12 protein-coding genes are annotated in these 13,822 nt (G+C 35.8%); 9 read left to right on the forward strand and 3 right to left on the reverse strand.

All coding sequences use genetic code 11. From position 1 onward, the window contains the following. Window positions 1-98: 98 nt before the first annotated feature. On the reverse strand, window positions 99-1,211 hold the full coding sequence (locus tag AC1DNH_RS03675; RefSeq protein WP_477611115.1) for a redoxin domain-containing protein: 1,113 nt from the start codon (window positions 1,209-1,211) through the stop codon (window positions 99-101). Next, window positions 1,211-2,668, reverse strand: coding sequence for an Asp-tRNA(Asn)/Glu-tRNA(Gln) amidotransferase subunit GatB (gene gatB / locus AC1DNH_RS03680; RefSeq protein ID WP_477625175.1), 1,458 nt, complete (start codon window positions 2,666-2,668; stop codon window positions 1,211-1,213). The genes AC1DNH_RS03675 and gatB overlap by 1 nt, the downstream gene beginning before the upstream one ends. Before the next feature lie 141 nt (window positions 2,669-2,809). Here gatB and AC1DNH_RS03685 point away from each other — a divergent pair, with 141 nt between their 5' ends. The 3 genes from AC1DNH_RS03685 (at window position 2,810) to AC1DNH_RS03695 (ending at window position 4,648) form a co-directional block, all read left to right on the forward strand. Continuing rightward, window positions 2,810-3,412 carry a hypothetical protein gene (locus AC1DNH_RS03685; RefSeq protein ID WP_477585951.1) on the forward strand — a complete coding sequence of 201 codons (603 nt, stop codon included), beginning with the start codon at window positions 2,810-2,812 and terminating at the stop codon, window positions 3,410-3,412. A gap of 107 nt (window positions 3,413-3,519) precedes the next feature. Continuing rightward, window positions 3,520-4,017 carry a hypothetical protein gene (locus AC1DNH_RS03690; RefSeq protein ID WP_477611243.1) on the forward strand — a complete coding sequence of 166 codons (498 nt, stop codon included), beginning with the start codon at window positions 3,520-3,522 and terminating at the stop codon, window positions 4,015-4,017. A gap of 127 nt (window positions 4,018-4,144) precedes the next feature. Further along, window positions 4,145-4,648, forward strand: coding sequence for a hypothetical protein (locus tag AC1DNH_RS03695; protein WP_477585399.1), 504 nt, complete (start codon window positions 4,145-4,147; stop codon window positions 4,646-4,648). An 84-nt stretch (window positions 4,649-4,732) separates the two neighbouring features. Here the strand turns inward: AC1DNH_RS03695 and alaS are convergent, their stop codons facing one another. Next, entirely contained in the window at window positions 4,733-7,351 is a 2,619-nt protein-coding gene (gene alaS, locus AC1DNH_RS03700; protein ID WP_477625176.1) for an alanine--tRNA ligase, read from the reverse strand. Window positions 7,352-7,467: 116 nt separating this feature from the next. Here alaS and AC1DNH_RS03705 point away from each other — a divergent pair, with 116 nt between their 5' ends. The 6 genes from AC1DNH_RS03705 (at window position 7,468) to AC1DNH_RS03730 (ending at window position 13,731) form a co-directional block, all read left to right on the forward strand. Continuing rightward, window positions 7,468-7,803, forward strand: coding sequence for a MerR family transcriptional regulator (locus AC1DNH_RS03705; RefSeq protein ID WP_029274329.1), 336 nt, complete (start codon window positions 7,468-7,470; stop codon window positions 7,801-7,803). 156 nt (window positions 7,804-7,959) lie between these two features. Next, entirely contained in the window at window positions 7,960-8,172 is a 213-nt protein-coding gene (locus tag AC1DNH_RS03710) for a hypothetical protein (RefSeq protein WP_477584619.1), read from the forward strand. Window positions 8,173-8,206: 34 nt separating this feature from the next. Further along, window positions 8,207-10,192: a helix-hairpin-helix domain-containing protein gene (locus AC1DNH_RS03715; RefSeq protein WP_477584620.1), complete on the forward strand. Its 1,986-nt coding sequence runs from the start codon at window positions 8,207-8,209 to the stop codon at window positions 10,190-10,192. Window positions 10,193-10,195: 3 nt separating this feature from the next. Beyond that, window positions 10,196-12,283, forward strand: a complete 2,088-nt coding sequence (locus AC1DNH_RS03720; protein WP_477625177.1) for a ComEC/Rec2 family competence protein — start codon at window positions 10,196-10,198, stop codon at window positions 12,281-12,283. Between the two features lies 1 nt (window position 12,284). Next, window positions 12,285-13,061, forward strand: a complete 777-nt coding sequence (locus AC1DNH_RS03725; protein WP_477625178.1) for an enoyl-CoA hydratase/isomerase family protein — start codon at window positions 12,285-12,287, stop codon at window positions 13,059-13,061. Window positions 13,062-13,083: 22 nt separating this feature from the next. Next, window positions 13,084-13,731 carry a DUF4412 domain-containing protein gene (locus AC1DNH_RS03730; protein WP_215128762.1) on the forward strand — a complete coding sequence of 216 codons (648 nt, stop codon included), beginning with the start codon at window positions 13,084-13,086 and terminating at the stop codon, window positions 13,729-13,731. Window positions 13,732-13,822 lie beyond the last annotated feature (91 nt).

Here is a 13,822-nt window from a genome sequence, read left to right on the forward strand (position 1 = left end):
AATATTTGTTACGAAAGTAGTGTCTATGATGCAATATTTAGTTAAGCCTAAGTTAAGAAATTGTTAATTACTTAAATTAGTTTAACATGGATTTTGTTTTAAAGTAACGTTTTAGCTAAAAACGTTTCTAATTCGTCGCCACGCAGGTTTTTAGCAATTATTTTCCCAGAGGGATCAACTAAGTAAGAAGTTGGGATAGCCTGTACCTGGTATTTTTTTACGGTTGCTCCGTTAAAATCTTTTAATTCGGAAACGTGCGCCCAGGTTAATCCATCTGCTTTCACCGCACCTAACCATGCAGCCTTGTCGGTGTCTAACGAAATGCCGATGATATCAAAGTTCTTATTTTTATATTTATTGTAAACCTTAACCACGTTCGGATTTTCCTGACGGCAAGGCTGGCACCATGATGCCCAAAAATCAATCAGTACGTATTTTCCCTTATAGTCTGATAAACTTACAGGTTTGTCGTCAGCTGTATTAATGGTGAATGCCGGAGCAACCTGCCCTACCTGAACTGCTTTTAAAAGTGCCATCTGTTTTACAAAAGTATCAACTGTGGCATTGCCTTTAATTTCTTCTTTCACTTCATCCGCAAATTGTACCAGTTCTGCTTCAAATTCCTGCGGACTCAAAGTATTCATGGCATAGAAACTGGCAAGCGTACCTTTATTGTCTTTAGCAAATTTTATGATCTGCGTATTTAATTGATTGATATACGATTCGTACTGAGGTTTCATTGCTTCTAGCACAGCTGCCCTGTTTTGAGGTTGTGTTGCTACTTTTGCCTCGAAATCGGCCTGTAGTTTTTCTACCTGTTTGGCAAAGTTGTTTCTAATCGTATTTAGTTCTGATAATTTTTCTACCTCATTTGCCCCCGAAATTTTATATGCCATTGTTTTGTCGGCTAAATCAGCTTCTAATTTAATGTCGTCGCCATTTTTTGCAATTAACATAAACTCATGATTACCTACAGATACCCTAAAGAAATCAACCGATGGGGTTTTGCGGATGAATTTAAATTCACCTTTTTCTGATAGATTGGTAGAATCGATTGCAACCATATTGCTATTTTGCATCCCATATAAAAATACTTTCTTCTCCGTGCCTGGGTTTTGAAAAGTTCCGTCAATCGTAAAGCTATCTTTGGGTTTACATGCAGTGAAGGCAATCGCGATCAGCATAATCAGGCTTAATTGTTTTAATCTCATTATTTCAGTTTTTCAAGTATTAATTCATTTAATTTTTTAGCATCAGCTTTTCCTTTGGCTAATTTCATTACATCACCAACAAACAAACCTAAAACGCCCTTTTTGCCTTTCTTGTACGCTTCTACCTGTTGTGGGTATTTATTTAACACTTCATCAATAAAACTACTTAATTCGTCTCCGTTTTCAGAGATCAGTAAGTTTAATGACTGTGCCAAATCGGTAACTTTTGCATTTTCTTCCAGCTCAACAGCTGGTAATAATTGTTGAATGGCAATTTGCTGTGTGATTTTTTTATCATCAACCAGATTGATAGCTTCTGCCAGTTGTGCTGGATTGACTTTGAAATCAGAGATCGTAATCCCTTTTTCATTTAAAACAGCTCTAATCGGACCAATTAACCAATTAATTAAGCTTTTTTTATTGTGAACGACTGATTGTGCCTGGTTAAAGTAGTTTAACAGGTCTAAATCTTCGGCAAAAAGAGCCGCATCAGCTTTACTGATCCCAAAATCAGCAACCATCTGCTGAGAAATTTCATTTGGCAAAGCCGGCATTAAAGATTTAATCTCTGCTAACCAATCATCAGAAATATAAATGGGTTGCAGATCTGGATCTGAAAAATATCGATAATCATTCGCCTCCTCTTTAGTACGCATCGGTGATGTAGTGCCTTTATCAGCATCAAAATTCAATGTGCTCTGAATAATTCTTCCCCCATTGCTAATCACTTCTACCTGACGGCCAAATTCGAAATCCATCGCTCTACGTACATTACGCATCGAGTTTAGGTTTTTTACTTCACAACGTGTTCCAAATTCGGTAGTGCCCTGTGGCCGTATAGAAATATTGGCATCGCAACGCAAACTACCTTCTTCCATATTGCCATCGCTTACATTTAAATGCCTCACCAGTTTCCTGATTTCGCTTAATAAAACAGATGCTTCTTCCGAACTGCGGATATCGGGTTCGGTTACAATCTCAATTAAAGGTACCCCCGCACGGTTCAAATCAACCAACGAATAGTTATCATCCTGATCATGGATACTTTTTCCGGCATCTTCTTCCAGGTGAATGCGATTGATTCCGATTTTCTTCATAGAGCCATTAGCCAGTTGCAGCTCCAGAAAACCATTAACGCAGATCGGTTGGTTATCCTGGGTAATCTGATAACCTTTTGGCAAGTCGGCGTAGAAATAGTTTTTCCTATCAAAATGGTTGATCTGGTTAATGGTACAGTTTAAAGCCAGACCGATACGGATGGCTTTTGCTACTACTTCTTTATTTAACTTCGGTAAGGCTCCAGGCAATGCCAGTGAAACCGTAGATATATTTTGATTGGGTAAAGCCCCGAAAGATGCACTATCAGCAGAAAATATTTTAGTGTTGGTGTTTAACTGAACGTGGATTTCTAGTCCTGAAACGAGTTCGTAATTGTTTTCGGATGTTCCTAAACTCATATTAAAATGATCCCTTTAAATGTATTATGGAGGCAAATATAGTTAAAGAATGTTAAATGAAATTGCTTTAATTAAACTACCGTGTACAGCTATTGTCTATCTCAGCAAACACACAAAAGAAACCTTTAATTAAAAAACATTATGAAAAAGTTAGTTTTATTTGCTGCAGTTCTGATGGTTTCATTATTCAGCATAAACAATGCAAAAGCACAGGTTAGCTTAAATATCAATATTGGTTCTCAGCCAGTTTGGGGGCCAACAGGATATAATCATGTAGATTATTATTATTTTCCTGATATAGACGCCTATTATAATGTGCCTTCTGCACAATACATTTACTCGAATGGCGGACGTTGGGTTTGGGGAAACAGCTTGCCTACTCAATACAGGAACTTTGATTTATACCGCGCCTACAAGGTGGTAATCAACGAGCCAAAACCATATTTAAGAAACAATATTTATGTAACCAAGTATGGTAAATATAAAAATTATGGTGGTCGCCAAGGTATTATAAGAGATAGTCGTGATACCAAATATTATGTAGTTAAAGGACATCCGAACTATAATGGAAACAAAACTGTCGTGATTAACAATAATCGCCCTATACGTAGGGAGAAAACTGTTGTAAGGGTAAATCAAAATTCAAGGTCTGCCCGCAACAATGAACACAAAACTGATAACAAAGGCGGGAATGATCGTCCTGAAAGAAATAACGGTCAAGGCCGTGGTAACGAGCGCCATTAATATTAATATTTAGTTGTAAATAAAGGAGCTTTGAGAGAGGCTCCTTTTTTGTTCACTTAATTTGGCACGTGGTTTGGCTATAAACAATAAACACTAAATGAATTAATATGAAAAGATTATTTTTAGTTGCTGCAGTGATGATGGTTTCATTGTTCAGCATCCCCGCTAAAGCACAGTTAAATGTGAATGTTAACATCGGCTCGCAACCGCTTTGGGGACCAACAGGTTATGATCATGTTGATTATTACTATCTTCCTGACGTAGAAAGTTATTATTATGTTCCGCAAAAGCAGTTTGTTTACTTAAATGGAAATGATTGGGTTTTTGCAAATTCTTTACCTGCAAAATATGGTAATTACAATTTATACAATGGTTATAAAGTTGTGATCAATTCGCCTAAACCCTATTTGAATTTCAGGAATGATAAAGTAAAGTATGCAAAATATAAAGGCAATAAAGGGCAATTTGTAATTAGGGATAGCCGTGATAGCAAATATTATGTCGTAAAAGGACATCCTCATGGTATGCCTCCAGGACAGGCTAAAAAGATTTATGGAAAAGGAAATAACGGTAAGGGCCACGGAAATGGTAAAGGAAAGCACTAATACCTAATTTTATTAACCGATTTAAAAAGAGCTTCGTTCGAAGCTCTTTTTTTTATATATCTGTTACAATAGAAGTTTTGGCACAGCGTTTGAATTGTTGAAGTACACACAAATAAAATGGATTATTATGAAAAAGTTATTTATCATCTCCGCGATTTTTGGTATCGTGGCTTTAACATCTAATCAATCTAACGCTCAGGTAAGTATTAATGTAAATATAGGTGCACAACCAGCTTGGGTACCTGCAGGTTATGAAAACGTTAATTATTACTATCTCCCAGAAGTTCAATCTTATTATTATGTCCCTCAAAGGCAGTTTGTTTATTTAAGTGGAAACAGATGGACAAGATCAAGGTATTTACCAGCGAGGTATAGAGGTTACGATCTGCATCACGGAAGAAAAGTAGTGGTTTATGGAAATAGCCCATATCGTAATTATAATACCCACAGAGTAAGTTATTCACATGATAATAATTATTACCGCTCATCTTACGGTGGTGGAAACCGAGTACGTTATAGCTCGCCAAGAAATAATTATAGATCTTATCGTGTAGATAATAGATATCATGATAGAAACGTAAATTCAAGCTTATTCTCTAGAGGACATAGAGAAAAACATGGAAGACATTAAAATAAAAAAGAGGCTCTAGGGCCTCTTTTTTATTTTACATAGCGTCACCCTGAATTTATTTCAGGGTCTATTTTATTATTTCAATCAATGATGCGGAATAAAACTTTCTGCTTTTTCCAAAACAACTTTTAATCCCGATGGGTTTTTACCACCTGCGGTCGCATAAAACGGTTGTCCACCGCCACCGCCTTGGATTTCTTTACCCAACTCGCGAACAATATTAGAAGCATTTAATCCCTTTTTCACCAGGTGATCAGAAAGCATTACGGTTATTCCAGGTTTGCCATCAATTTCTGTAGTAAAAACCAGAAACAGGTTATCAACCATATCTTTCAAAGAGAAAGCCAGATTTTTAACTGCATCAGCACTCTGCAGATCAATGTGCTTAGCAATCAGGTTAATGCCGTTAATCCCTCTTACATGATGAACGATTTCATGTTTTAAGGTGTTTACCCTTTCTATTGTCGACTTTTCAATTTCTTTTTTCAGTTTTGCATTTTCATCCAACAATGCCTGAACGGACGCCGATAGATCTTTACTTCCATTTAGTAATGCTTTTAAATAACCAAGTTCCTTTCTTTGATCTAAAAAGTATTGTTCAGCTTTATCAGCGGTGATGGCCTCAATGCGACGAACCCCAGCTGCTACAGCACTTTCGGAAACAATTTTGAATGAACCGATCTGTCCTGTTGCCTTTACATGTGTACCACCGCAAAGTTCTTTAGAGAAATGGTCGTCAAAAGTAATCATACGTACAAAATCGCCATATTTTTCGCCAAATAAAGCCGTTACGCCACTTTCAATGGCATCTTGATAAGGAACGTTGCGTTGTTCCTTTAACTTAATGTTCTGGCGGATTTTCTGATTTACAATTACCTCAATCTGTGCTAATTCCTCGTCAGTAACTTTAGCAAAGTGGGAAAAATCGAAACGTAAGTAGTCTGCATTCACCAGAGAGCCTTTCTGGTTAACATGTTTGCCTAAAACTTGTTTTAATGCCGCATGCAGTAAGTGTGTGGCAGAGTGATTATCTTCAGTTAAAACACGTTTATCTTCATCTACAACAGCCCAAAATTTACCTTCTAAATTATCCGGTAAGATATCGGTAAAATGAACAGTTAAGCCATTTTCTTTTTTGGTATCGGTAATGTCTACCCAAAACTGCCGACTGTGGTCTTCTAAACGGCCTGTGTCTCCCACCTGACCACCGCTTTCAGCATAAAAAGGTGTTTGACGTAAAACAATTTGGAACTGTTCTTTACCCTTAGCTTTTACTTTACGATATTTTAAGATCTCGGTTTCGATTTCTAAGTCATCGTAACCTACAAATTCGCTCTGCTCTTCTGTGTTTACCACAATCCAATCGCCAGTATCAATGGCTGTTGCGGCACGACTATCGTCTTTTTGCTTTTTCAAAGCCTGTTCGTATCCAACTAGATCAACGCTCCAACCCTTTTCTCGGGCCATTAATTCCGTTAAATCGATCGGAAAACCAAATGTATCTGATAATTCGAAAGCGAAATTACCCTCTACTACATCATTCGATGCCTGATATTTTTCGAAACGTTGAATTCCCGTTGATAAGGTCCTCAAGAAAGAAACTTCTTCTTCCAGCACTACTTTCTGAACGAAATCCTGTTGCGAAATCAGTTCATCAAATACACCTTTAAATTGCTCAGCCAATAAAGGAACCAATTGATTTAGGAAAGGCTCTTTAAAGTTTAGAAACGTATAAGCATAACGTACGGCCCGGCGTAAAATCCTGCGGATTACATAACCCGCTTTATTATTAGAAGGTAACTGACCATCGGCAATAACAAAGGAAATGGCACGGATGTGATCGGCCATAACACGCATGGCGATATCGGTTTTCTCATCAGCACCATATTTAATCCCCGATTTTTCTGCAATAAACTGAATCATTGGTTGGAAAACATCTGTATCGTAGTTAGAAGTTTTTTCCTGTAAAACACGTACCAAACGCTCAAAGCCCATTCCGGTATCAACATGTTTAGCAGGTAAACTTTGCAATGAACCATTTTTTAAACGGTTAAACTGCATAAATACATTATTCCAGATTTCAATTACCTGGGGATGGTCGGCATTTACCAATGTAGCACCATCAACTAAAGCTTTTTCTTCATCAGTACGGCAATCTACATGGATTTCAGAACATGGTCCGCATGGCCCGGTATCGCCCATTTCCCAGAAGTTGTCTTTTTTATTTCCCGGTAAAATGTGGCTTTCATCAACATATTGTTTCCAAAGATCGTAAGCTTCCTGATCTTTTTCCAGACCTTCTTTTTCATCGCCTTCAAAGTAGGTGACATATAATTTTTCTTTCGGGATTTTGTAAACTTCTGTCAATAGTTCCCAACTCCAGGCAATAGCTTCTTTTTTGAAATAATCGCCAAAACTCCAATTACCCAACATTTCGAACATGGTGTGGTGGTAAGTATCAATACCTACTTCTTCCAGATCGTTATGTTTGCCCGAAACACGTAAACAACGTTGTGTATCCGCAACACGAGAATATTTTATGGCCGCCTCTCCTAAAAACAGATCCTTAAACTGGTTCATACCCGCATTGGTAAACATTAAAGTGGGGTCGTTTTTAACCACAATCGGTGCGGAAGGAACAACATGATGTTGTTTCGATTCAAAAAAACTAAGGAATGCCTGTCTAATCTCTTTTGCTGTCATTTCAATATTATTGGAGGGAACAAAATTAAAATTTTATTGCGTTATTAAGGAAAAATCGAGCTACATTTGAATACTTTAATTAATCGATATAAGACACTCATAATCAAGCACAAAATATGCCGTATAAAGAAAGAGACATTAATAAAATGTATTATACCATGGGCGAAGTGACTGAAATGTTTAATGTTAACGCATCTCAGATCCGTTTTTACGAGAAGGAATTCGATATCCTACAGCCCAAGAAAAATAAAAAAGGCAACCGTCTTTTTACTCCAGAAGACATCGAAAATCTAAAGATCATCTTCAACCTTGTTGATGAAAAAGGATTTACATTAAAAGGTGCCAAAGACTATTTAAAGAATAATAAAACAGGCGTTAGAGAGAATCAAAAAATTATAGATTCGTTAGAAAAACTGAAAGGTTTTTTGGTAAACCTGGCAGAAGAACTGTAAATATTTTATTTCCCTTATCATTATCAATTTTCTTTGCATTACTCTTCTGTAATTAGAAAAATACATTTTTTGTAGTTTTTTTAATTATTTTACTATATTAGCAAAACCAAAACATCAATCACCCCTATTTTTTATTAACTGGTATAACCCCTGCTTATGAAAATATGGTATGTATTGTTGCTTGTCTTTTTCCTCTATTTTTTATTTTCCCAAAACCATTTGGGTGGCCGTTTATCTGCCATAGTTAATCATTTCTTTCTTCGAGAAAATTCTTTTGGAATTACATTGATCCCTAACAGAGAAATGGTAATTGCATGGGCTGTTAACCTTTATGATAAATTTCTAATTGGAGGTGGCTATGCGGTTTAAGAGCTTAATTGTTGCATTTCTAATGATTGGATTCATGGCAAATGCTCAAATCAATACTGAGGAAACAGATACACGTGATATTTTGGAGAGTATGGCCGAAAACCTCCCCGATGATTACGATATGACTGAACTGATTGATGTATTGGAAAAATACCGTAAACATCCAATTAATCTGAACCGTACTTCAGTTGAAGAGTTAAAGACTTTGGTTTTCCTATCCCCTCTACAGATTGGTAATTTCTTTACACATCTAAAGGAAAATGGTCAGCTTACAGATGTGCTGGAATTACAAAGTATTGATGGTTTTGATATTAAAACCGTGCATAATCTCCTCCCATTTGTAACGTTGACCAATATCGCTGAATATCAGCAGCTCGATTTTAAAAACATTGTACGTACTGGTGAAAATGATTTGATGATGCGCTTTGCCCAGGTCCTACAAAAACAAAAAGGTTATACAGATTTACCCGGGAACCGGTATTTAGGTTCGCCAGAAAGATTTCAGACGCGCTACAGATATCATTATAGCTCAATTCTATCAGCAGCCATTACTTTAGACAAAGATGCTGGTGAAAAATTTATAGGCAAGCCTTTCGATTTTTATTCTGGCAATATCGCACTATTCAAATTGGGAAAGCTAAAAAAACTGGTAGTTGGCGATTATACATTGCAATTTGGACAAGGCTTAACATTATGGTCGGGTTTTTCTTTTGGCAAAGGTCCTGATGTAACCAGCGTAGCTAAAAAAGATTTAGGTTTAAGGCCTTATAACTCTACTAATGAATATTCTTTTTTTAGAGGAGGTGCTGCAACGATTAACTTATTTAAAAATGTAGACATTACCCCTTTTGTTTCGTTCCGCAATCTTGATGCTAGCCAAAAATTAGATTCAGAAGGAAATTTAGTTCAGGCCACCATTAATCAAACTGGTTTACATAGAACCCCTACTGAGATTAAGAATAAAGGCGTTTTAGCGCAAAGCGTATTTGGTACCACAGTTCAATATGCCAAAAACGAATTTGCTGTTGGCGCAATTGCTTACCATACTCGTTATAAGAGCCGTTTTATTACACAAACAGCAGCTTACGATCGATATAGTTTCACAGGTAAAGCGCTAACCAATTTGGGGTTGTTTTACAATTATACATATAAAAATATGTACCTCTATGGCGAGGCAGCCAAGGGTTTAGGTGGTGGCATTGCCTATATTAACGGTGTCCTCATTAGTTTGTCACCAACAGTTTCTGCTGCTTTAACTTATCGCGATTATGATAAAGATTATCATAGTTTCTTTAATCAGGCAGTATCCGAATCGAGCGAAGCCGTAAATGAAAAAGGATTGTATGCTGGCCTAAATATTAATCCCAATAAACAATGGGCTTTTTCTTTCTATGGTGATTATTTTCGCTTCCCGTGGTTAAAGTACCGTGTTGATGAGCCATCAAAAGGTTACGAGATTTTAACCCAGGCCGTTTATACACCAAGCAAAACCTTTAAAATTTTAGTCCGATTTAAAACAGAACATAAACAACAAAATACGGATTTAGATGTGCCTGTTAACTTTTTAGACAATGTAAAAAGAGAAGGTTATCGGGCAGAGGCAAGCTGGCAATTGAATAATAATTGGCGCTTCCAAAACAGGCTAGAGATTTCACAATATAAAAAAGGTAGTGCCAATAGAGAATTTGGTTATCTCGTTTATCAGGATGTAGACTATTCTCCAATGTTCGCTAAGCTAACAGGAAATGTAAGATTTGCCTATTTCAATACCCCAAGTTATAATAGCAGAATTTATGCCTATGAAGATGATGTTTTGTACAGTTTTGCTTTTGGAATGTATAATGGAAGAGGTTTTAGGACTTATTTTAACCTGAAATACAGTATAGTCAAGAAGCTAAATATTTGGGTTCGATATGGGTTGTTTGTTTATAAGGACGTAGAAACAGTAGGTACTTACCTGGATGAAATTAAGGGCAATAAAAAATCGGAAGTTAAAGTTCAGGTACGCTATCAATTTTAAACAATGTTTAAGTCCGAATATGTTTTTGTCAGGATCCTGTTTCCTTTTCTTTTAGGCATCTGCATTTTTTATTTTTTTCCAAAAGGCATAGGTATTCAATGGTGGGCCTCAGTCTTACTTGTTGTTTTACTGTGCATTTTATTGTTGAATATTACTTATAAAAAATTAAATGTTTACCGTTACAAGGGAGCTGTTGGTATTTTGATCTTTATACTTTTCCTCAGCCTTGGCGGTTTACTTTGCCTGCTCCATAACGAAAGTTTAAATCAAAATTACTTTGCAAAAACGCAGTGCAGCTATTTAAAAGTTTGGGTGAACAATGAACCTCAGCAAAGTAGCAACATCTTACGTTTTAAAGTAAAGGTGGTTTCTGGATATCAAAAAGACAAACAGATCAGGTTGTCAGGGCAGATGCTTCTTGCCATAAAATTAGATAGTTTAAAGCCTATTAAATTAAAATATGGCGACGAAATCATGATCCCAGCTACATATACCGAAATAGAGCCTCCATATAATCCTGCAGAATTTGATTTTAAAGCCTGGCTGGGCAGTCAGAATATTTATCATCAGGCTTTTATAGATCAGAATTATATCGTTAGCAACAAAAATAATATTGGTAATCCCATTATAAAGATGGCTTTAAACTTAAGAGAAAAGCAGGTTGCAAAATACCGAAGCTTGATTAAAAGTGATGAAGCTTTTGCGGTGGCCTCTACCCTTATTTTAGGTTACCGTGCTGATTTAAGCAAAGAAACTTTATCGGCCTATTCCAAAACAGGAACCATTCATGCTTTATCTGTATCAGGAGCACATGTAGCCATTATTTATGTCGTTTTGGATTTTTTGTTCCTCTTTTTGAACAAGAATCGTGCGCTAAGGATTATGAAACTGTTGTTAATCTGCACTTTGATTTGGGGATATGCTTTGTTAACAGGGTTATCACCTTCTGTAGTCCGCTCGGCTGTAATGATCAGCATTTTAATTACGGCTAAAGTTTTATCGAAGCAAACCAACAGTTATAATGTTTTGGCCTTTTCGGCATTTTGTCAGCTGGTCTACAATCCGTTTTTAATTTTAGATGTTGGGTTTCAGCTTTCCTACCTTGCTGTATTCGGACTAATTTATCTTCAACCTAAAATTTATAACCTTCTTTATACTGAACATATTTGGCTAGATAAATTATGGAGTTTCACAGCGATGTCTTTAGCCGCACAAGTGGTCACGTTTCCGTTAAGCATTTATTATTTTCATCAATTCCCACTTTACTTTCTTTTTGCGAATCTTTTTATCACTATCCCATTGGTGTTAATGATGTATTTAGGAATTGTAGTATTAATTCCGCCATTCAGGTTTTTAGTGGCGGTTTTCGAATGGGTAATAAATTTCACAAATGCTGTATTAAAATGGATTGCCAATTTGCCATATGCTAGCTTTTCCTCAATATGGATTAATTTGCCTGAATTTGCATTGTTGAGCCTATCGCTCGGGTTATTTATTTATGCCTTGGCGAAATTAAACAAACGACTTTTGTTCTCTTCTTTAATGTTATTTGTTTGCTATCAACTTTTGATTGTACACGATGATCTAAACGCTTTCCATCAAAGGAAAATTATTTTCTTTTCCCTAAGAAAAAACTATGCGGCTGCTTTTATTAATGGAAAAGAAGCTGTTTTGGTTTCAGATTTAAGTGCTGAAGATAAAAATTATAATTTTTCTATTGTTCCGGTATTAACGCAATTACAGGTAAACAAAATACGTTTTATTAGTTTTAACAAAGATACCGTTTTGGGGCAGTTCGTTTTAAAGAACAACCAAATTGCCTTTTTTAATTATAAGATGCTGTTGATTGATGAAAACCTGGATGATAAAAATATAAACGGAAATGCTACTTTTTCAAGTATCTGGTTAAGTGGAAATACTAAATTTAATTTAGTCAAAATGGACCTTGATATAAAATATAAAACTGCAATAATCGATGCTACTAATAAAGATTATAAAATTCAGATCTTAAAGAAGTGTATGGAGAATAATGATATAGATGTACATGTTTTAAAGAAAAATAAAGCATATTTGGTGCAACTAACCCAATAAGATGGAAAATCTGGTTTTATATCAGGTTGCTGAAAGAATAGCAACGATAACAATCAATAGACCCGAAAAAAGGAATGCGCTAAACCCTAAACTTATCGCTGAATTAACTTCTGCATTTATAAAAGCATCTGAAGATGACCTGGTAAAAGTGGTAATATTGAATGCAAATGGCGATACTTTTAGTGCTGGTGCCGATTTAGCATATCTTCAGCAATTGCAGCACAATACATTTGAAGAAAATGTGGCTGATTCTAATCATTTAAAAAAACTCTTTACAACGATTTATTATTTACCAAAAGTCGTTATTGCACAGGTAGAAGGTCATGCCATTGCCGGCGGCTGTGGTTTGGCCACGATATGTGATATTGTTTTTGCTACCCCTGAAAGTAATTTTGGGTACACTGAAGTGAAAATTGGTTTTGTACCTGCTATTGTTTCTTGTTTTTTAAAACAAAAGGTAAGCGAATCCATCGTTAAGGAAATTTTACTGACTGGAAAAATCTTTTCTGCTGAGCAGGCATTGAAATATAATTTGATAAATTTTGTAACAAATTCATCCGATATTCATCAAATGGTAAGAGAATTTGCATTAAGTTTGTGTAGCGGGAGCTCTGGTAATTCGTTAATGATTACTAAACAATTGATTACGCAAACAACCAATCCCCTATTGGAAAAATGCTTGGAAACTGCGGTACAGATAAATGCCCGTGTAAGAGAGAGTGAAGATTTTAAAAAAGGAATCTCTTCATTTTTAAACAAAGAAAAAATTAATTGGTAAAAAACTAAACTGAAATAAAAACATGTTCAAATCAATCAAAACTAGTGTTATAGCTTTAATCTTAGTAAGTACTGCTATAATTGCCCATGCACAAAAGAAAATTGCTGAAGGTACTTTGGTATTTGCAGTAACTGCTAATGGTACAACAACCGATGTTAAAACTAAATTTAATGGGAACTTAACCAAAATAGAAATTGAAAATGGCCCTGCAATGGTTAACATCATTTCAAATACAGCAGATAAAACCGGATTATTATTAATTGACGTTCCGGTAGCTCAAAAACAGTTTGCAGTAAAGGTGAGCAAAGCAGAAACAGAAGCACAAGAAGCATTATTGCCAAAATATTCTGATTATAAAGCAACTGGTGAAAAACAGACAATTGCTGGATTTAGTGCTGAAAAATATACCTACAAAGATGACAAAGGTGGAGCTCATGAATTATGGGCAACAAAAGATGTTGATATTGCTTCAATTACCAATGGTGGTTTCTTTAAAGGTTTAGGTGCACTTCCTGTAAAATATTCGGCAGTAATTAATGGCGTAAATTCAGATCTGGTTCTAAAATCTCTTTCTGAAGCTAAAGTAGGTGCCATTAGCACTGAAATTCCTACTGGTTACGATATAGTAACTATGGAAGAATTGAAAGCCATGCAAGGTGGTGGTGAATAATTAATCAATTCCAGATAATTTACAGCTTTTTAACTGCAGGCTTTTTATTTAAATTAGCCCGAAAGTTGAAAAGCTTTTTTTATGTCCAAAA

This window comes from Pedobacter sp. 01N310, from assembly GCF_056399805.1.

Excerpts from the sequence above, each read along its gene's own strand:
- AC1DNH_RS03675 (WP_477611115.1), bottom strand. The coding sequence starts at position 1,211 with ATGAGATTAAAACAATTAAGCCTGATTATGCTGATCGCGATTGCCTTC.
- AC1DNH_RS03725 (WP_477625178.1), top strand. The coding sequence starts at position 12,285 with ATGGAAAATCTGGTTTTATATCAGGTTGCTGAAAGAATAGCAACGATA.
- AC1DNH_RS03705 (WP_029274329.1), top strand. The coding sequence starts at position 7,468 with ATGCCGTATAAAGAAAGAGACATTAATAAAATGTATTATACCATGGGC.
- AC1DNH_RS03715 (WP_477584620.1), top strand. The coding sequence starts at position 8,207 with ATGGCAAATGCTCAAATCAATACTGAGGAAACAGATACACGTGATATT.
- AC1DNH_RS03690 (WP_477611243.1), top strand. The coding sequence starts at position 3,520 with ATGAAAAGATTATTTTTAGTTGCTGCAGTGATGATGGTTTCATTGTTC.
- gatB (WP_477625175.1), bottom strand. The coding sequence starts at position 2,668 with ATGAGTTTAGGAACATCCGAAAACAATTACGAACTCGTTTCAGGACTA.
- AC1DNH_RS03720 (WP_477625177.1), top strand. The coding sequence starts at position 10,196 with ATGTTTAAGTCCGAATATGTTTTTGTCAGGATCCTGTTTCCTTTTCTT.
- alaS (WP_477625176.1), bottom strand. The coding sequence starts at position 7,351 with ATGACAGCAAAAGAGATTAGACAGGCATTCCTTAGTTTTTTTGAATCG.
- AC1DNH_RS03710 (WP_477584619.1), top strand. The coding sequence starts at position 7,960 with ATGAAAATATGGTATGTATTGTTGCTTGTCTTTTTCCTCTATTTTTTA.
- AC1DNH_RS03685 (WP_477585951.1), top strand. The coding sequence starts at position 2,810 with ATGAAAAAGTTAGTTTTATTTGCTGCAGTTCTGATGGTTTCATTATTC.
- AC1DNH_RS03695 (WP_477585399.1), top strand. The coding sequence starts at position 4,145 with ATGAAAAAGTTATTTATCATCTCCGCGATTTTTGGTATCGTGGCTTTA.
- AC1DNH_RS03730 (WP_215128762.1), top strand. The coding sequence starts at position 13,084 with ATGTTCAAATCAATCAAAACTAGTGTTATAGCTTTAATCTTAGTAAGT.